Source organism: Coleofasciculus chthonoplastes PCC 7420 (assembly GCF_000155555.1).
Classification (GTDB): domain Bacteria; phylum Cyanobacteriota; class Cyanobacteriia; order Cyanobacteriales; family Coleofasciculaceae; genus Coleofasciculus; species Coleofasciculus chthonoplastes_A.
The window spans coordinates 121596-141225 of the sequence record NZ_DS989841.1; the positions used below are offsets into that span (position 1 = coordinate 121596).

Here is a 19630-nt window from a genome sequence, read left to right on the forward strand (position 1 = left end):
CAGGGAATGGGGAATAAAGATGAATAAAGCCATTCCGTAACACTCAAAACTCGTTGAGAGGCTACAGAGAAATGCATCAACTGAAACAGTATCAAATAGCAGAAGCGCTAGAACGGGATTTGGGAGATCCGGGTCATCCAGAGAGTACGATGTCCTTCAAACGGGTGATGGAACTGGATGAGAGCGAAGAGTTTCCCGAAGCTGAAGTGGATTGGCTTTATAACTGGAAACTGCAAGATTACTATGTGCCAGAAAACTGTGGTGGCAAGTTTTCCTCCTTTGAGGAATTCGTCGCCTTTGTCCGGGTGATGTCACGGCGAGACCAAACGATCGCGATCGCATTCACCACGATGTTCTGGTCATTCCTGACTTGGATGGCGGGGACAGATGACCAGAAAAAGAAACTGTCCCAGTTTATCCGTGAGGAAAAGGGGACAATGTGTCTGGCTTATTCCGAACGGGCGCATGGGAGTGACTTGATTGGCGGTGATGTAACGGCGAAAAAAGTTGAGGGCGGCTATCTCCTGAATGGCGAAAAGTGGCCCATTAACCGCGCCACCCGTTCCGGGGTAACCTTTGTTTTAGCCAAAACCGATGAAGAGGAGGGCGCTCGTTGTCTCTCCTTATTTATGGTTGACAAACGGCAACTTGACCCCTCTACCTATTACAACCTCCCCAAAATCCTCACCCATGGGATTCGCGCTTCGGATATGAGCGGGATTGGGTTTAAGGATTGCTTTATTCCCGAAGAAATGCGGTTACAGGACGAGGGATCGGGGTTAGAACTGGCGCTCAAGGGATTCCAAATCACCCGGATGTTATGCGCCGCTTTTTCTCATGGTGCGGCTGACACGGCGATGAGAACCACGCTGAATTTTGCCATTAACCGGGTTATTTATAACAAAACCGTTTTTGATATCCCCCAACCTCGGCAAACCCTAGTCGATGCCTTTATTGACATGTTGGTTTGTGATTGCGAAACCATTGGTGCAGCCAGAGGGTTTCATATTATCCCCGAACAATTCTCAGTTTGGGCGGCGGTGGTGAAATATTTTGTCACCATCAAACTAGAAGAGGTGATTAACAGTGTTTACGTTGTCCTCGGTTCCCGCTTCTATATGCGCGATGAGCATGACTACGGCATTTTCCAGAAACTGCTGCGGGATAATTCAATTATCAGTATGTTTGATGGCAGCAGTGTGGTTAACCTCCATGCTCTAATTCTCCAGTTTCGCCAAATTGCCAAATATCGCTCCAGACGCAAGCAGAAGACCATGGAGGGGATTCAATCCCGCCTAGATACCATTTTTTCCCTCGAAAAATCTGTGCCGCCCTTTGAGCCAGAGAAACTGGGATTATTTGGTCGCGGGGCTGACGATGTACTCCAAGGGCTAGAAATTGCCTGGGAACAACTTCAGGCGCTGAAGACGGAAGCCGATGTTGACGCCGACGTGCTGGAAAAAATTATCAGCTTAACTACCATTGTTTTAGAAGAACTCGACGCCTTCGATGAACGCATTGCCAACTCCGGATTTGAACATGGTCATGATCAAGATCCCGAACTCTTTGAACTGGCGAAAAAATACTGCGACTTACACGCCGCCGCCGCGTCAGTTCACACCTGGATTTACAACCGGACAATCTTGGATGACTTCTTTAGCAAGGGAGAATGGTTAGTCTTAGGACTTTATCGCCGCTTACGCCCTTGGCGATCGCTGCCCAATCTTGTTCCGAAAGCGTACAGTGAAAATGTGGCACAACACCTGCTAAAGCTGCATCAGGAAAACAAAATGTTTTCCATTGTACCGATTCAACTCGCCCAAACTGAAACACAAGAGGAAAAACCCCATGCAAGTGCAGAACTCCAACTCCAAGCCTAATGACGTTATGGTTCAAAGTGACGTAGACACCCCCAATCAGTCTGTTGATTCTGTCCAAGCTATTCAAAACTGGATGGTGAATCAACTGGTAGAACAACTGTCCCTAGACGCCAAAAACATTGATGTTACCGAACCCCTAACCCGCTATGGGCTGGATTCCATTGATGCGGTAACCATTGTCGGTGAACTTGAAGATTGGTTAGAGGTAGAATTACCTTCGACATTGTTCTGGGATTACCCGACAATTGAGAAATCGGCTCAATATTTAGTTGAAGAATTCGATGTTTCAGCCGCATTAGACAACGCCGAATCCGCCGCCCCCTCTGAGACGAAAGCAGCGAAACCCGAAGCATCGGAAAAATCCGGCAAAGGCTGGGGTGGATTTTGGAAAGGATTGGGAGGGTAGAGACGTAGCATGCTACGTCTGGGAGCTGGGGGAGCTGGGGGAGCTGGGGGAGCAGAGGGAGCTGGGGGAGCTGGGGAAGTTAACTCAAAACTCTACCTTACCTATTGCATAAGACACACCGAGCGTGTTACTGAGCGAAGCCGAAGTAAGTCGAGGTGTTCCCTGTTCCCTAACAAATGACGTAGCTTGCTTCTCGCGATAGCGAGTATGACGAATGACAAAGGACAAAAAAGGAGGAAACCGTTAATTGAATTTTTCTGACTTTTCCTTCTGGTGGATTCTACTACTTTACGCCATTCCTTTCTTTGCCATTCGCTATGTTGGCAAATCTCTGAAGCTGTGGCGAGACGAGTTGGACACCATCGGGTTGGCGGTAATGTCGCTGATGTTGTTTTTAAACGCCAGTCGCTCCAGTTTCGCCATCTTTATTGTTGAAATTGTTTTCAACTACTTCATGGTGCGGCTAATGCTTAAGCGTCGTGGAAATGGTGCTAAGCTAATTGCCGCGATTGTAATTATCACCGATATTGCGATCCTCGCTTACCTCAAATACTTGACCTTTTTTGCCGAAGATGTAGTTGGCATTGTCGTACCGGGATTCAAGAACAACTGGGAACAAGGCTTTCCCTTGCCCATCTTTCAACAAATTCCTCCTGGTGTCTCCTTCTACACCTTCCAGATGGTGGCGTTTGTGGTTGATTCCCTCAGACCTAAATATAAAAAACCCATCGCCTTTCTAGATTACATTAACTTTATTGCCTTCTTTCCGCAAATTGTCGCTGGACCGATTGAACGACGGGCTGACTTATTACCCCAAATTCAATCATTTCAGTTTAAATTCACAGCCGAAAACTTTGAGTTGGGATTACGCTGGCTATCCTTGGGCTTCTTTATGAAGTTGGTGCTAGCCGATAATATCGCCCCCTACATTAACTTACAAGAAACCGCCAATCCCTGGATTGTGTGGTTCTTTGCTTACTTATTTACCTTGCGAATCTACTTTGATTTTGCCGGGTATAGTTTTATGGCGCTGGGTGTGGCGAGAATATTAGGAGTAAAACTAACCGTGAACTTCCTGGCTCCCTATACCTCCGTCAGTATCCAAGAGTTTTGGCGGCGATGGCACATTACCCTAAATAACTGGTTTCGCGACTATGTGTTTCTGCCCTTAATGGGGTCTAAAAAACAATTAGCCGCTTTCTTTTTATTCATCACCTTTACCCTATCCGGATTCTGGCATGGTGCAGCGTGGAATTTCATTATTTGGGGCGCGTATCATGGGGGGTTACTCTTGCTTTTGCGCTACACAGGTAGACCCTTTCAACGGTTGATGGGGAAAGGAAAACAAGTCTCCCGGTTTCAGTTTTTCTCCTGGGCGCTAACCTTTGGTTCAGTGACGCTGGGATGTCTGTTCTTTATGGACACGGATATTCTGAGATTGCTCTCAAAGTTACGCACGATTGTTACCCCATGGGCGTATTCGTTATCGAATTTAGGCGAATTCTTGAGTTCCTACAGTCTCAACGAAGGCGCTGTTTTAATTGTCACGCTGTTGTTGGCAAATGCTGTGTTATTTATGGAACATCTCGCCGTTTGGCAAAAACGGAAGTTTGAATATGAATTGTTACTATTGCCTTGGGTATCGCGAGTTTTATTAGGATTAACTATCCTATTCGCGGCGAATCAGCCGTCTGAGTTTATTTACTTTGAATTCTGATGTGGAAACCATTAAAACTAACAAGTTGGATTGCAGTTGCTGCTATCGCGTGGACAATCGGTTATATTTACAACGCCCGCTATGGCGGAGAGTTAAGCTGGCTCCGGATGATGTACGAAGACAAAATCGCGTTAGCTGAGGAGAAGGTGGAAGCGCCGCGACGGTTGCTGATTACGGGCGGTTCAGGGGCGCATTATACGATTAATTCCGAGTTGATGTCAGAGAAATTGGGAATTCCGGTGTTGAACTTGGGAATCGATGGACCCGTGGGTTTGAATGTGATTCTTCCCAGTATTATTGATCAAGTTCGTCCCGGAGATATTGTGCTACTGATTCCCGAATATCTCATTTTATGGTCAGAGGATGGATTAGGCGATCGCTCGGCTCAATTTGGTGTGGCGATTGGACGTCCGGGGTTAGGTGGAATTCCCCCGAAACAATTGGCTCAAGATACCCTACTCCTGGGTACCCCCACACTCAGAGGCGTCACCAAGTCCACGATAGATGTGATCCAGAAAGGACAGATGACGGGTTACTACTCGGATGGAGTGAATGCTTATGGAGATCCCGCCCCGGAAGATGATAAACGACGCACAGCAGACTGGTGGGAATTACCGATTAATCAACCCATCACCAAACATGCACTTAAACGGATTGAGCAATTTCGTCAGGAAGTCGAAGCCAAAGGTGGGACATTAGTTCTATCATTACCCTGGGTTTATGCTCGCACCGATGAGAAATCAATTGCTAATGTGGAAAAAACGGCAGAGGAGTTAGCCAAAATTGCCCCATTAATTTATGACCCAGAGTCTTTAAATATGAAGACAAACTCAGATTTATTTGCCGATACCCACTACCACCTAACCCCTAAATCTCGGACAATTCGTTCTCGTGAGTTGGTGAAGCAACTCAGAAAAGTTCCTGAACTCAACTTTAGTAATGAACCATGAACCCTCGATTCACATCTGTATTCTAGGCGGAGGGTTTGGTGGACTTTATACCGCCTTGTACCTGCAACGGTTTCGCCTGTTTAAATCACCTAAGTATAAAATTACCTTAATCGATCGCAAAGATCATCTAGTGTTTACACCCTTACTTTATGAACGGGTAACCCAGGAACTACAAGCCTGGGAAATTGCCCCCCGTTATCGAACCTTAATTGAAAACACAACGATTGATTTTTGTCAAGGAAATATTCAGGCGGTCGATCTAGAAAAACGCCAAGTTAAGCTGCAATTAGACACCCTATCAGAATTAGGGCAAAATCTCAAAATCCTAAATTATAACTATTTAGTATTAGCCGTTGGTGCCGAGATGCGCTTAGATGGCGTACCGGGTGCGGCGACTTACGCTTATCCCTTTCGCACCGTTACTGATGCAGAACGCCTCAACCAACAGCTTAACCAGTTGGAACAGTCGAATTTGCCCCAAATTCGCGTCGCGGTAATCGGTGCAGGACCGAGTGGTGTAGAGTTAGCTTGTAAACTGAGCGATCGCTTGCAGGAACGGGGACAGATAAGACTGATTGAACGGGGTCAGCAATTGCTGAAAACCTTTACCCCCTACAGTCAAAAATCCGCCTATCGCGCCTTAACTGCACGTCGAGTACAAATGGATTTTGTAACTAGCGTAGAGGCGATTGAATCGGATCAAATTACCCTGATTAATCAGAACGGAAAAACCCTTATGCCTGTTGATCTGGTGTTATGGACAGTGGGGACTCGTTCAATTGAATGGGTACGCCATCTCCCTTGTCAGCAGAATCCTCAAGGTAAGATACTCACCCACCCTACTTTGCAGGTTGCGGATTATCCAGAAGTCTTAGCCCTAGGGGATATGGCAGACATTCAAGATTATCCAGGTCAACTCCCAAAAACCGCACAAGTGGCTTACCAACAAGCGGATTGTGCCGCCAAAAACCTGTATCGGGCGGTTAGGCGTAAACGGTTAAAGCCGTTCCGCTATTTACATTTAGGCGAAATGTTGACCTTAGGAAAAGGGGAGGCGGTAGTGTCCAGTTTTGCGATGAAGATCAGCGGTCGTTTGGCTGGTATGATTAGACAATTCGTCTATCTTCAGCGATTGCCCACCCTGCGCCATCGCTGGCGGGTGTTGCAGCATTGGGTCGGTCAATGGTTGGTTAATTTAAGGCGACAATTGGCACAGCTATTCTGGAAACGGCGACGAAAAACGGTTCGTTAATTGTCATTTGTTATTTGTCATTCGTCATATTTCATACTTAAGGGGAATTTTACTGACTTAGTATCGAAATTATCGTTTTTTGAGGCAAATCCTAAAATCCCGTGAGGTCTACCGTTTATGGCGTCCAGTGTGCAGAAACCGAAAGGTAAGTGGTTGAGTAAACTTGAACCCTTGTTTGGGTTTGATTTGCGATCGCTAGCTGTGTTTCGTATCGGTGTCGCGATTATACTGATTGCCGATTTGCTCATCCGTGCCCAGGATATTACCACGCTTTACAGCGATGCTGGGGTATTACCGCGCACAGCGTTAATCGAGGAGATTCTGCATCCGTGGTATTGGTCCGTACATCTACTGGGGGGTCAACCCTTTATTCAAGGCGTTGTCTTCTTGCTGGCGGGGTTAATTGCCGTCGCCCTACTGGTAGGATACCGGACAAGGTTGGCGGCGATCGCGTCTTGGGTGTTGTTGATTTCCCTACAAAATCGGAATCCTACCGTATTATTTGCCGCCGATGACATGATGCGGGCGCTATTGTTCTGGATGATGTTCTTACCCCTAGGGGCGTGTTACTCGGTAGATAGCGCTTTGAATTCATCCAGTAAGCCGTTACCCAAGCGGATTCTCACCGGGGCTACATTCGCGCTAACCTTACAAATTTATTACGTTTATGCCTTTTCCGCTGCGTTTAAAACAACCAGCGATATCTGGTTTCCAAAACTCACAGCCGTCTATTATGCCTTAAGTTTTGACCAGTACGCTGCACCACTGGGTCAATTCTTGCTGAACTTCCCGCCCCTGTTAGTTTTTTCCACGGTTGCCACATTAATATTGGAGTGGATTGGACCCCTATTTCTATTTATCCCCTGGCGCACCACGTTTTTCCGCTGCGCCACGATTATCACATTTGTCTTGTTACATGTCGGGTTGTATGTGGTGAGTCTTTCTCCGGTCTTTAAACCTCTCGCTTATATTCTCCGTTGGCGTCCTTTGATGGCGGTGGGAACAAAGTTCTATGAGACAATTGCCTCAAATCGTCAAGTTGCGGGTCAATTCACCGCCCCCTTAAAATTTCGTCCGGTGGAAGTCCGTTCTTCGGGACTATTAAACATCGTCACCTTGTTGTTATTGGCTTACGTTACCGTTTGGAATTTCCGCAGTTTAGCTGATGCGCGATCCCTAAAGCAGACACTCGATCCTAATGTTCGCGCCAAAATTGACCGGGTGATGAAGTCAAGGACGCTGAATTCCCTAGACTGGATTAGTCGCCTATTGCGACTCGATCAATCCTGGAGTATTTTCGCCCCAGCGCCGCCCAGAGATGATGGCTGGCACGTTATTGTCGGTAAACTCAAGGATGGTAGCGAGGTTGACCTTTTGCGGAATGGGAGATCTGTAAATTGGGATAAACCAACGATTAAGCAGCGCAATGCCCTGTATCCCAATATGCAGTGGCGTACCTACTTCATCAATCTCAATCGCGCGATCGGGAATAAGCTTTATCCCTATTATGCTGAATATTTATGTCGCACTTGGAATCAACAGCATCAGGGAAACCAACAGCTAGAAAGTTTAGAAATTTATTTTGTGGATGAACGGACTGTCCCACCCGGAGAAACTCAGAATGTAGAGAAGAATAGTCAGTGGCAGCAATCTTGTTCTGGAGAAGATTAGGTAAAATCTGTAAAGAGAGAGGAATAGATCTCAAAGTTTTTATTACACCATCTCATGCTCTAAACTTAGAAGCCATTCGCGCTCTATTTTTATGAAAAATTACATTAATAATACATTTAAATTGAAGAAAAAATGGTTTAACGTATTAATTATCACGATACTGGTTTTAGGACTGTTTTTTCGCTTTGTTCATCTTGACCAGAAAGTTTACTGGCTTGATGAAACCCACTCATCTTTGCGAATTTTCGGCTATACGGAACCTGAATTTATTCAAGATATCTTTTCCGGTGAAGTCGTTAATTCTGATGATTTGCTCAAGTATCAGCGTCCGAGTCCAACCAAAACTTGGGGAGATACGATTCGGGTTTTAGCGGGAAACACTGAGCATGCTCCACTTTACTATCTCGCACTCAGAGTTTGGGCACTTGGGTTTGGCAGTTCAGTGGCAGCACTAAGAAGCTTTTCAGTTTTGATTAGCTTATTTGCTTTACCTGGCATTTATTGGCTATGTCGAGAACTTTTTGAATCACCCTTTGTTGCCTGGGTAGCCGTGGCGCTGATGGCGATTTCACCTTTCCATATTTTGTATGCTCAGGAAGTTCGTCCCTATAGTTTATTGACGGTAGCTATTTTACTCTCAAGCGCCGCTTTATTGAGAGCCATACGCCTGAATACCAAGATAAGTTGGAGTATCTACGCCATTACTCTAACATTAGGATTTTATACTCATTGGTTTTTTACTGTTGTCGCAGCGTCTCATGGACTTTATGTCGCTGTCACTCAGAGATTTCGCTTTAATAAAACAGTTATTGCTTATAGTTTAGCCTCTTTAGCTGGGGTTATTGCCTTCTCTCCCTGGATAATCAATACGATAACGGCGCCACCTCCCTTAGAAGAGCAAATGGGTTGGGTTTTCCAAAAATTGCCTCTATTAACTTTAGTTAAATCCTGGGGATTAAGTGTTAGCCGTGTTTTTGTGGACTTAGATAGAGGATGGTGTTTACCTTTAAACAGTCCAGATTGCAGCTATTTATTGAGTGATAATGAATCCCTCATCTATTGGTTAATTTTGCCGCTGATTGTTTTAGGGGGATATTCGATTTATTTTATTTGCAAAAACACTCCAGCACAGGTATGGTTTTTTATTCTCAGCTTGATTGGAGTTATGGCTGCAGCCTTAATCATCCCCGACCTTATTAAAGGCGGTCAACGGTCAACGGTGACTCGTTATGTTATCCCTTGTTTATTAGGCTTTCAGTTGTCTGTTGCTTACCTTTTGGCAAGCAAAATGTCCACCAATTTCCAGTCAGTTAGGCAACAGAAAATATGGCAGGCAATTTTTGTTGTTTTGATTTCCCTCGGCATTTTATCTAACCTAATTATTACTCAAGCCCATGGATGGTGGAGTAAAGGCGGTAATTATCATGTTCACCCTATTGCGACTATCGTTAACCAAGCTGAACAACCCCTCATATTGTATTCCGTTCCATCAAATGTGCTTTGGGGTAAAGGGGGGGCTGTGGGGAGAGTTTTACCCCTTACTCGTCAGTTTGAGCCAAATGTAGGAATTTTGTTTGTCGTTCAACCAAATGTTCTGCCGGAAATTCCAGCACAGTTTCAAGATGTGTTTGTTTACCGACCTCATGATGAATTAAAATCTTGGTTAGAGCAAAATCAAAATTATACACTTGAGCCTGTTTTTGTTGATCCCCGTCGTCGAGAAAACCCACGACTGTGGAAACTCGTCAAGTAGCATTTAAATCAAACGATTATAAAAATTGGTTTACCATGTCAAAACTAAGTCATACACATTCATATAAATTCACTGTCCACCTTCTATCTATCGTTATCCTATTTTTCATCGGACTACAGTTCTATACCGCTAAACATCTGAGAGGGTTTTGGCCCAAGTTTAGACGACTGCAATATCCTTATAAACTGCTCAAACCCCCTCCAGATCCTAGCCTCTGGCCCTTCGTCAGTTATCCGATGTACAATTATGCCAAATATGAAGGAGATACAATCAAGCAATATTCAATTTACGCCACTCTAGATGATTCGACTGAAGTCCGGATTCAGCCAGAAGATTTAGGCATAAATTACTGGGTTTTTATGTATGGACTCAAAGAATCACTACGGTTAGAAAAAAAAGAAATGATTATGAATTTTGTCCAATTATACGAAAGTCGTCACCACACTAAAATAATCAATTTACGATTGTATAATTATCCCCTCGTCTTACTTAAAGACGAGGTAATTGAAGCGGAAGCCCAACTGGTTAAACAGTACCCAATTACCGAATTGAGAAAAAAATGATACCGATGTTTAATAAACTAACTGTACCTTGGGAATGGTGGACAACCTATTGGTTCAAACTCACCCCCTTGTTTAATCTAGCCATGAGTCGAATGATTATTGTTGGCTCTCAACTCTTCTATTTATTAGTTCCAGGTCGAGATGGTACTATAGTGAGTCAGTTAGTGAATAATTCTCAATTACCGGATTTTCTTTACAATCCGCTACCCATTTTAAAGATTATACTCTTACCATTTGGGCTAAATCATCCTCCTCCGGTTGTGTTGCTATTAGTAATTTTAGCGTTAACTATAATAACAGGAACATTCGGCTTAATTGGACTGTCAACAAATCTGAATCTAATTATCTTTGCGATTGGGAATATATTGATTCAAGCTTATATATACTCCTTCGGTGCCTTGTATAGTCATTCTCAAGCCTTAGTCATGATATCGCTTGTCATCTTGGCTTTGAGTCCTGCTGGTCAAGTTTTATCCCTAGACGATCTGCGGCGTCGTATTCGACAAAATTGCCAGAGAAAAAGCGTAGATACTTTTGATATTCAGCAAGAAAAAAGTCACTTGGCTAGATGGCCCTTATTGCTCATCCAGTGGATGTTTGCAATTATCTACCTAGACTCAGCTATGAGTAAGCTGCTTAAAGGAGGACTCGATTGGATGAATGGCTATACATTACAATATTATTTGTGGCAGGATGGGCTGGTTTGGGATAGACCCTTAGGGATTTGGTTAGCCAGACAACATACATTAGCTATGCTATCGTCTTGGGTGGCAATCCTGTTTGAGGCAACATTTTTCTTTGTGCTAGTTTTTCCCCGTTTAATCTGGTTTTATATTCCTCTAGGGATTTGCTTCCATACAGGAATATATATTGCTCAAAATGCTCCATTTCTAAAGTATATTCCCTGCTATTCAGTCTTTATTCCTTGGGCAGAATTAGTCGGAAATATGTCTGAACGTCGTCGCCTTGATGGTTTAACTCACAACCCTGAAATTATTTATAACAAATCAGATAATCATTGTCTCACTATCATTACCGTTTTATCCTACTTTAATTGGTTTAATCGGCTAACATTCAGGGATTTGCAGACCCAACAATCAACCCAGAGTGATAACATGGCGGAAATTGTCCCGGATGACTATAAAAAACCGCTTTATCTTGTCCTCCCTAGCGGCTCAAAACGCAAAGGCTTTTTAGCGTTCCGCGAAAGCCTGCGCTATTTGCCTCCCTTATGGCTGTTGTACCCGGTACTTTCTTTGCCCTTTATCTCTAAGATAAGTGCAAACTTGTATAAATCGATGGAGTCAAGACAATAAGGAATTAAAATATGACAGATTCATTATCCTTTAAGGACTATCAAGAACCGATCACCCCATCAAATTCACTAGCGTTATCGGTCGTTGTCCCTATTTACAATGAAGTCGCTAGTATACCCCACCTGGTTGACTCTGTAGCAACCAGTTTAAGTGCCAATCAGTTTGCCTACGAAATCGTCTGTGTCGATGATGGTTCTCAGGATGGTTCCACCGAACTCCTCCTCGAATTAGCACGCAGCCGCTCAGACTTAAGAGCGGTGATTCTCCGCCGAAATTACGGTCAAACCGCCGCCATGTCAGCCGGATTTAAACATGCTCAAGCTCGCGTTATTGTGATGATAGATGGTGATTTACAAAATGATCCGGCTGATATTCCCGCCTTACTCGCCAAAATAGAAGAAGGGTATGATTTAGTCAGTGGTTGGCGCAAAGAACGACAAGATGCGGCTTTAACTCGACTCCTCCCCTCTAAAATTGCCAATTGGTTAATTGGGAAAGTGACTGGCGTCAAATTACATGACTATGGGTGTTCCCTTAAAGCCTACCGTTCTGAACTGGTGGCGGATATGAATCTCTATGGCGAGTTACATCGATTTCTGCCAGCATTAGCTTACATTGAGGGAGCCAGAATTAGTGAAATTCCCGTGCGACATCATGCCCGTCGTTATGGTACAAGTAAGTATGGATTGGGGCGAACCTTTCGTGTGGTGATGGATTTATTGACTGTATTTTTTATGAAAAAATTTCTCACTCGCCCCATGCATGTCTTTGGACTATTTGGCTTGCTTTCCTTCGGTGTCGGATTGTTATTAGGACTGTATTTAACCCTACTTAAACTCGGTTTTGGACAGCAGATTGGTGACCGACCTTTGCTGATTTTAGCTGTTGTTCTGTTATTAGCAGGCGTCCAGTTATTTAGCTTTGGTCTGTTAGCAGAAGTGTTAATGCGAACCTATCACGAGTCCCAAGGGCGACCAATCTATCGAGTGCGGGAGGTGGTTGGCAGGAATTATGAATGATGACTCCTTACCCGCCACTAACGGCTGTCGCTAAACCCAGACGCTAGGAGGGCGGGTTTAGTCAAGTTATCGGTTGAAAGCCAAAGGTTATTGGTAAAACCCGCCCCTACAATTGATTGCTATTCTAGGAAGTCCACAAACGTTCGCTGATAATAGCTAGTCCAGCCGCGCTGATTTCTGCCAGAATACTAACAAGGCGAAATAAGGCAACCCCTGTAAGGATGAAAGCCGCAGGCAACTGCTGATCTAAAAGCGCGATCGCAGTCGCTTCAAATACCCCTAACCCTCCCGGTGCGCCAGGTACAACTAATCCCAGTAACCAGGCGAAACTAAACGCACTCAGTAACGACGGAATCTGAGTAGGAGTAATTGATCCTACCGCCAGTAAGGTAAATAAAAATCCGGTTCCCCGAAATCCCAAAAAGCCCATTTCACCCAACAATGGCAATAAGGGATAGCGTTCAATAGTGAACTCTTCCGTATCTGTAACCTTCTTGGAACGGCTTAAGCGTTGAACAATAGGATTGAGAACTCGGGGATGAACGCCCAACAACACCACAACTAAGCCCAAAATTTGTAACCCCCACATCCGGCTATCGGATGCCGTGTTGATCCAACCCAATCCACCACTAAATAACGCGATCGCTAACGCCGCAGCTGCCATTAACAGAGGTTCCAGTAATACACTGATACTAGCAGCACCCACAGAACCTCCAACCCCCCTCACCGCTGCAATTCGACCATAGAAATGCCACACATTACCGGGTAAATATTTAGCAACATTCGTTTTCAGATAAACCTGTAGCGCCCAACGCGGTTCAATGGGTTGTTTAAACGCCTGTAAAATCCACGTCCAAACCCAACCCGACCAAATATGTGCCAGAAGTGTAACCAAGAGTGCGATCGCCAGCATCGTCCAGCCCTGGGGATCAATGCGAATTCCAGCAACTTCTCGCCAATGATCTTTAAAAGCTTTAGCGATAAAAAATAGCGTCCCGCCCAGAATGACCCAGCGAATGTAGGGTTTTATCGATGACCAGATTTTTTTCATTGGCTAGCGGGGGAAGCTGGGGGAGATGAGGGAGATAAGGAAGAGTGTGTAGGGACGGGTTTTACCACTAACGTTTCGTTTTCACCTTGATATAACGAAACCCGCCCCGACTTAACCGTTCAATTATCACAAATTACAAATGACAAATGACGAATCTCCTTATTTATTGACGGAAGCAGCTAGCTTGGCTATAGATTGTTCAACGATTGTTGCGGCTGCATCCACTTCTTCAGCCGATACAATCAAAGGCGGGACAAAACGCACCACCTTGGCACCTGCGGGAACTAACAGCAATCCTTTCTCCATCGCCGCTTTCACCACATCCACCGCCGTCAGTTCCACATCCGCGTTCAACTCCATCCCATTAATCAGTCCCCAACCGCGTACCTCATTAATTAGCTGGGGATAGTTCATCGCGATCGCTCTTAAACGAGTCCGCAACTGTTCACCCCGTTGCTGAACATTGTGCAGAATATCGTCCCGTTCCAACGTTTGAGCCACGGTTAAAGCCGTCGCACAAGCCAAAGGATTTCCGCCAAAGGTACTGGCGTGATCCCCAGGTTGAAACACATTACAGAATTGCTTACACAACATCGCCCCAATCGGAACACCGCCCGCTAATCCCTTAGCGCTAGTAAAAATATCGGGTTCAATCCCTAGATTTTCATATCCCCAGTATTTACCCGTGCGACCCATACCGACTTGTACTTCATCTAAAATCAGCAGGATACCCGTTTCGTCACAGATTTTCCGCAAGCGCAGGAAGTACTCCAACTCGCCTGGACGCACTCCCCCTTCTCCTTGCAGGGGTTCAAGCATCACTGCGGCTACTCGTTGATCCCCTTCATCCAATTCTCCGATCGCATCTTCCATGGCACCGATATCGTTATACGGCACATAATAAAATCCTGGCACCAAGGGGTCAAAATTCTTTTGATACTTGGGCTGACCCGTAGCTGTAATCGTTGCTAACGTGCGTCCGTGGAAACTGGCGTTCGCCGTCAAAATTACAGGTTTCTCAATCTCTAGAACCGTGTGGGCGTATTTCCGAGCCAATTTAATCGCCCCTTCATTCGCCTCCGCACCCGAGTTACAGAAAAAAACGCGATCGGCACAGGAATGCTCAATCATCCACTGAGCTAATTCTCCTTGAGGGGGAATATAGTAAAGATTAGAAACATGGTGCAGCGTTTTGATTTGCTGCGTCACCGTTTCGATCAGAGCCGGATGAGCGTGACCCAAGGTACAGGTAGCGATCCCAGCCACAAAATCGAGATAATCACGTCCGGCTGTATCCCAAACTCGACAACCCGTACCCCGTTCTAGGGCGATGGGGAAACGATTATAAGTTCCCATCACGTTAGTATCGAAATCCTTGGGATTGTATGCAGTCGATACACCCTCTGCTGATTCAGCAGGAATTCCGGGATTCTCGACGAGAGTTGGTTTGGTCACGAACATTATCTCCTAATTTGAATTTGATTGGTCATAGGGAAGACATAATTTAGACCGGGCGGGTTAGTGACATTAGGGCAAAATATCAAAATATAACAATATGATCAATTCAATCTCCCCCAGCTGCCCCAGCTGCCCCAGCTCCCCCAGCTCTCTCTGCTTATTTTCACCCGATCGGTAGAGAGTAAAACAGCCACCTGTATGAGATTCTGTATATAGCCCATTGAGTTTGCCGCTATAATCCATACATCTATCTATGCTGTTCAATATTTTGTAATCAGGGCAACAACTAGCCAAATTGCTTCTGGTAGCCTTAGAATCAGTATTTTCTAATCCTAAACATAGAGAAGATATAGAGATGGGGGTGCGCCTTGAATGGCAACTCTCTTTCCAATCATCTCTGATGTTTGTTGAGCTGTACAGCCCTTAGCTACAGCCAGTGTTGAAAAATTTTCATTGACAGTACCCATTTATATTCAGTCCATCTGCCCAATCTGTCTAGTTCAATCTGTCTAACTGAACCGATTGCCTAAAAACCAAATCACAAGCTTTCATAACACTCCTACTTCAAACCTAACTATGACTATCGCACAATTGAACCCAACTGCTACTCGTCAGTTTACAGAAGATACGGATTTTTCTCACCCTCAGAGTGAGCAAATCTCAGATAATGACCAAAATCAGGTCGAAGTCGAATTTTCCGAAACAGAGACTCGTGCCGGAAAAAGCCGGCAATCTGGCTACCATAAAACTAGCTCTGATGATACAGTAGGAGCCTTCTTTAAGGAGATGGCGCGTTATCCCTTGCTGAAGCCAGAAGAAGAGATTGAGTTAGCCACTCAGGTTCAATTCTTGGTAGAAATGGATGAGATGACTGAACGCTTGCACCAAGAGTTGGGACGCAAACCGACGAACGCTGAACTGGCTCAAGCTTTAGATCTGACCGAACGTCAATTTGAAAATCGCCTCTACCGAGGACAGATATCTAAGCGTAAAATGATTCGTTCCAACTTACGCTTAGTCGTTTCCATCGCCAAGCGTTATCTTAACCGAGGAGTTCCTTTCCTGGATTTGATTCAAGAAGGCGCATTAGGACTCAATCGGGCGGCGGAGAAGTTCGATCCCGCCAAAGGTTACAAATTCTCCACCTATGCGTATTGGTGGATTCGTCAGGCGATTACCCGTACCATTGCCAACGACGCCCGTACCATTCGCTTACCGATTCACATTGTCGAAAAGCTGAATAAGCTGAAAAAAGTACAACGGGAACTCAAGCAGAAACTGCAACGGACTCCCGACGAAACCGAACTCGCAGAAGCCTTAGATATTAGCCGCACTAACTTGCGTCAGTTGTTACAATTACGTCGGCGATCGCTCTCTCTCAACCATCGGGTAGGTAAAGGCGAAGATACAGAACTCGTAGATTTACTAGAAGACAACGATTTGCACTTGCCCGAACAGCAAATGAGCGAATCCATGATGCGTCAAGAGATTTCCGATGTCTTGAGTGATGTTCTCACCGAACGGGAAAAGGATGTCATTTCTCTACGCTATGGGTTGGCGACGCCTGAATCCTACACCTTAGAGGAAGTGGGGAGTATGTTCAACCTTTCCCGCGAACGGGTACGTCAGATTCAGAGTAAAGCCATGCGGAAGCTGCGCCGTCCTCAAGTTGCTCGCCGCTTGCAAGGGTGGTTAAGTTAGGATTGGTTTTGTAGTAAGCGCTTTAGCGCTGATGGCACGCTTCGTGCCAACTACGAACGAACCATGAATAAGTTGAAGATACGACCAGCTACCCCAACAGATGTGCCAGTGCTGTTTGAACTCATTCAAGCACTGGCTGAGTATGAGAAGCTGTCTCACCTAGTCACAGGGACGATGGACGCTCTCCAAGACCACTTGTTTGGCGCTAAACCTTATGTTGAGGCAATTCTGGCAGAGTATGAGGGGCAGACGGTAGGCTTTACCCTGTTTTTCTCTAACTATTCCACCTTTTTGACCAAACCGGGAATTTACATCGAAGATTTGTTCGTGCGCCCGGAATTTCGGCGTCAGGGTATCGGAAAAGCGTTGCTAACCTATATTGCCCAACTAGCGGTAGAACGGGATTGTGGGCGCTTAGAGTGGTCAGTCTTGGACTGGAATGAACCTGCGATCGCGTTTTATCAGCGCCTCGGTGCTACAGTGTTACCAGACTGGCGCATTTGCCGAGTCACAGGGGATGCGCTTCCCCAACTAGCAACACAAACCTTATATAATCTTTAAATTGGTTTACAACTTATGTCGCCAAGGCTAATGAAATATCAAAAACTGTGTTTTTCCTCTTGCCGTCAGTGATCCCAGTCTTTTACAAAAATAAGTAGATCTACTTAAGATTTTGATTAACTGTTTCAGGGAATGAGGAGAACATCATGATTTGGGTGAATGAACAGGTTGATCCCGGAGGTCTGATTTATTCGTGCATCGCTTGTCGTGACGAGGCACAAGCCAAAGACTGCCATGAATCGTTCCAGCAGAACTTGACAGAAGAGCAAAAATCAGCAGGTTGGGTAGCGCGTCTGAGAACCGTCAGTTCCTGGGATGAGGTGCCAGTTAATGCGTTGAAGCTGGACTGAGGATATTTTTACAGCCTTTCAATTTCGCAATAAGGGTGTTACTGACAACACCCTTACAAGCATCAAACAAGTGAAAGGATCAGACAATGAAGAAAACAAATATATTATCTCGTTTATTTTATAAATTGTATATTTTATCTTCTCCTAGCTCACCTAAACTGTTCTGTCCTAATGAAGAAGATATTTATTTAGTTTCTTATCCCAGATCGGGCAATACTTGGATGCGAGCTATGTTAGCTCATATCTTATATGGAGATTCTGGAACAAGTATTAAAGATCTTCAGTATTATATTCCAGATATTCATGTAAAAACCTACTTAAATGAAGTTATTGATACGGAACAGCATATTATAAAAAGTCATTACCAGTACTATAGTTCACCTAAGCAGTGTCAAAAGAAATACAAGCGAGTAATTTATTTAATTCGAGATCCTAGGGATGTCGTTTTGTCTTTTTATCGATACCATAAAAAACTTTATGATTATCAGTGGGAGTTTAATGAATTTGTATTGGATTGGCTAAATGGTAGGATTTGGCCAAGCTCATGGCAAGAACATGTAAATTGCTGGACAGGAAACAGCAAACATGAACTAGGATTTGACTTGCATTGTATTCGATATGAAGACCTACTGTCAGATGTTAATCATGAACTGATTAAACTAGCCAATTTCCTAGGGATTAATGTGACCAAAAAATCTGTACAGTATGCAGTGGAATCAGCATCTGTTGAAAATATGCGTTTGAAAGAAAAACAAGGAATGAGGGCTGATGAGATAGCCGATGACTTTCAATTTATTGGCTCGGCAAGTTATAAACAATGGGAAGAAAAAATAACAGCTAAACAAGTTGATTTAATTATTCAGTATGCTGAAGAACCGATGAAGCGATATGGATACTTATAAAATTCATGTTTTTGTTAAAATTAATATCTATTAATTATCATGCAATCAATCATAGATCTTGAGCAATTACCACCATCATTTGCGGAATCTGAATGGCCTTGGTCTACACAAACTATATCCGTACCCAATCAAATACCTAATGGTCATGAATATCCGAGAATTAGCATTATTACTCCCAGTTATAATCAAGGACAGTTTATCGAAGAAACGATTCGGTCAGTCCTGCTACAAAATTATCCGAACCTAGAATATATCATTATTGATGGTGGAAGTACAGATAATTCAGTTGAAATTATTCGGAAATACGAACCTTGGCTTAACTATTGGGTTAGTGAACCAGATCAAGGTCAATCTGATGCGATTCAAAAAGGATTTAATTTATGTACAGGTATAATCTGGAATTGGTTGAATTCGGATGATATTCTTGAACCGAATGCCTTATATAATATTGCCATTGCCTATCAAACTAATTCTGAGGCGACAATTTATAGTGGACAGTTAACTGTTTTCGGTCAAGGAGAATCAATGTTAGCACCTAGATGTTTTCAAACATTTAATGATTTGGTCTGTGTATGGGAAAAGTGGGCAGTTCCCCAACCGGCTATCTTTATGAATCGAAAAAGCTGTATAGAAGTTAATGGATTGAATACATCACTTCACTATGGTATGGATTATGATTTGTATTTACGTCTAGCGTTACTTCCTGAATTCAATGTTCACAATATCGAAGAATTGATTGCAAAAATTCGCAGGCATCCAAACTCAAAAACAGTGAGCAAACAAATTTATTTTAGGCGTGAAATTTTAAAAGTATTTGATAGTTTTGTTAATAGAAATTATTGTAGTCTGCCCTTGAAATGGAAAAGATCTAGATTTCTTTTTGAATACATTTCAGCTTTAAAATTCAACCAAGATACTAACTCGTTGTCGTCGTTCTTCATGATCACAATGCCTTATTGGAAAGAAGTCTGGAAATATCGCTATTTTTGGGGGGCGCTCTATCAGAGAATCAAAAGTAAAATGTTGTTGAATTTATGATTAATTAATCAAGTTAAATTCTTATTGTTGGAATCAATCAAA

Annotated in this window: 18 protein-coding genes; 16 read left to right on the forward strand and 2 right to left on the reverse strand. The window is 44.0% G+C overall.

Annotated features, from left to right (window positions below; genetic code table 11):
- The first annotated feature begins 71 nt into the window (after window positions 1-71).
- The 11 genes from MC7420_RS00520 (at window position 72) to MC7420_RS00565 (ending at window position 12527) form a co-directional block, all read left to right on the forward strand.
- Window positions 72-1880 (forward strand): acyl-CoA dehydrogenase, encoded by a 1809-nt coding sequence (locus tag MC7420_RS00520; protein WP_006098179.1) that lies wholly within the window; start codon window positions 72-74, stop codon window positions 1878-1880.
- Between the two features lie 7 nt (window positions 1881-1887).
- Entirely contained in the window at window positions 1888-2286 is a 399-nt protein-coding gene (locus MC7420_RS00525; RefSeq protein WP_006097979.1) for an acyl carrier protein, read from the forward strand.
- 9 nt (window positions 2287-2295) lie between these two features.
- On the forward strand, window positions 2296-2466 hold the full coding sequence (locus MC7420_RS38860; protein WP_006098273.1) for a hypothetical protein: 171 nt from the start codon (window positions 2296-2298) through the stop codon (window positions 2464-2466).
- Between the two features lie 67 nt (window positions 2467-2533).
- On the forward strand, window positions 2534-4003 hold the full coding sequence (locus MC7420_RS00530; protein ID WP_006098316.1) for an MBOAT family O-acyltransferase: 1470 nt from the start codon (window positions 2534-2536) through the stop codon (window positions 4001-4003).
- Window positions 4003-4953 (forward strand): hypothetical protein, encoded by a 951-nt coding sequence (locus MC7420_RS00535; RefSeq protein ID WP_006098125.1) that lies wholly within the window; start codon window positions 4003-4005, stop codon window positions 4951-4953. The genes MC7420_RS00530 and MC7420_RS00535 overlap by 1 nt, the downstream gene beginning before the upstream one ends.
- Window positions 4943-6205: an NAD(P)/FAD-dependent oxidoreductase gene (locus tag MC7420_RS00540; protein WP_006097794.1), complete on the forward strand. Its 1263-nt coding sequence runs from the start codon at window positions 4943-4945 to the stop codon at window positions 6203-6205. The genes MC7420_RS00535 and MC7420_RS00540 overlap by 11 nt, the downstream gene beginning before the upstream one ends.
- 117 nt (window positions 6206-6322) lie before the next feature.
- Window positions 6323-7876, forward strand: a complete 1554-nt coding sequence (locus tag MC7420_RS00545) for an HTTM domain-containing protein (RefSeq protein WP_006097792.1) — start codon at window positions 6323-6325, stop codon at window positions 7874-7876.
- A 91-nt stretch (window positions 7877-7967) separates the two neighbouring features.
- Entirely contained in the window at window positions 7968-9629 is a 1662-nt protein-coding gene (locus MC7420_RS00550; RefSeq protein ID WP_006098147.1) for a glycosyltransferase family 39 protein, read from the forward strand.
- Window positions 9630-9664: 35 nt separating this feature from the next.
- Window positions 9665-10192, forward strand: coding sequence for a hypothetical protein (locus MC7420_RS00555; RefSeq protein WP_157452969.1), 528 nt, complete (start codon window positions 9665-9667; stop codon window positions 10190-10192).
- Between the two features lie 5 nt (window positions 10193-10197).
- Window positions 10198-11508 (forward strand): HTTM domain-containing protein, encoded by a 1311-nt coding sequence (locus MC7420_RS00560; protein WP_198016340.1) that lies wholly within the window; start codon window positions 10198-10200, stop codon window positions 11506-11508.
- An 11-nt stretch (window positions 11509-11519) separates the two neighbouring features.
- Window positions 11520-12527, forward strand: a complete 1008-nt coding sequence (locus MC7420_RS00565; RefSeq protein ID WP_006098138.1) for a glycosyltransferase family 2 protein — start codon at window positions 11520-11522, stop codon at window positions 12525-12527.
- 124 nt (window positions 12528-12651) lie between these two features.
- Here MC7420_RS00565 and MC7420_RS00570 read toward each other — a convergent pair whose 3' ends face one another.
- Both MC7420_RS00570 and MC7420_RS00575 read right to left on the reverse strand, forming a co-directional pair.
- Window positions 12652-13578: a lysylphosphatidylglycerol synthase domain-containing protein gene (locus MC7420_RS00570; RefSeq protein ID WP_006098307.1), complete on the reverse strand. Its 927-nt coding sequence runs from the start codon at window positions 13576-13578 to the stop codon at window positions 12652-12654.
- A 159-nt stretch (window positions 13579-13737) separates the two neighbouring features.
- Window positions 13738-15039 (reverse strand): aspartate aminotransferase family protein, encoded by a 1302-nt coding sequence (locus MC7420_RS00575; RefSeq protein WP_006097908.1) that lies wholly within the window; start codon window positions 15037-15039, stop codon window positions 13738-13740.
- 573 nt (window positions 15040-15612) lie between these two features.
- Between MC7420_RS00575 and MC7420_RS00580 the strand changes: the two genes are divergently transcribed.
- The 5 genes from MC7420_RS00580 to MC7420_RS00600 all read left to right on the forward strand — a co-directional run bounded on the left by MC7420_RS00580 (window position 15613) and on the right by MC7420_RS00600 (window position 19588).
- Window positions 15613-16737: an RNA polymerase sigma factor, RpoD/SigA family gene (locus tag MC7420_RS00580; RefSeq protein ID WP_006098067.1), complete on the forward strand. Its 1125-nt coding sequence runs from the start codon at window positions 15613-15615 to the stop codon at window positions 16735-16737.
- Between the two features lie 63 nt (window positions 16738-16800).
- Complete coding sequence (locus MC7420_RS00585) at window positions 16801-17298, forward strand: GNAT family N-acetyltransferase (protein WP_006098026.1); 498 nt, start codon at window positions 16801-16803, stop codon at window positions 17296-17298.
- A 143-nt stretch (window positions 17299-17441) separates the two neighbouring features.
- On the forward strand, window positions 17442-17648 hold the full coding sequence (locus MC7420_RS00590; RefSeq protein WP_044204127.1) for a hypothetical protein: 207 nt from the start codon (window positions 17442-17444) through the stop codon (window positions 17646-17648).
- Window positions 17649-17734: 86 nt separating this feature from the next.
- The gene (locus tag MC7420_RS00595) at window positions 17735-18550 is read left to right on the forward strand and encodes a sulfotransferase domain-containing protein (RefSeq protein ID WP_044204130.1); all 816 of its coding nucleotides are present in this window, start codon (window positions 17735-17737) and stop codon (window positions 18548-18550) included.
- 39 nt (window positions 18551-18589) lie between these two features.
- The gene (locus tag MC7420_RS00600; protein ID WP_006098219.1) at window positions 18590-19588 is read left to right on the forward strand and encodes a glycosyltransferase family 2 protein; all 999 of its coding nucleotides are present in this window, start codon (window positions 18590-18592) and stop codon (window positions 19586-19588) included.
- Window positions 19589-19630 lie beyond the last annotated feature (42 nt).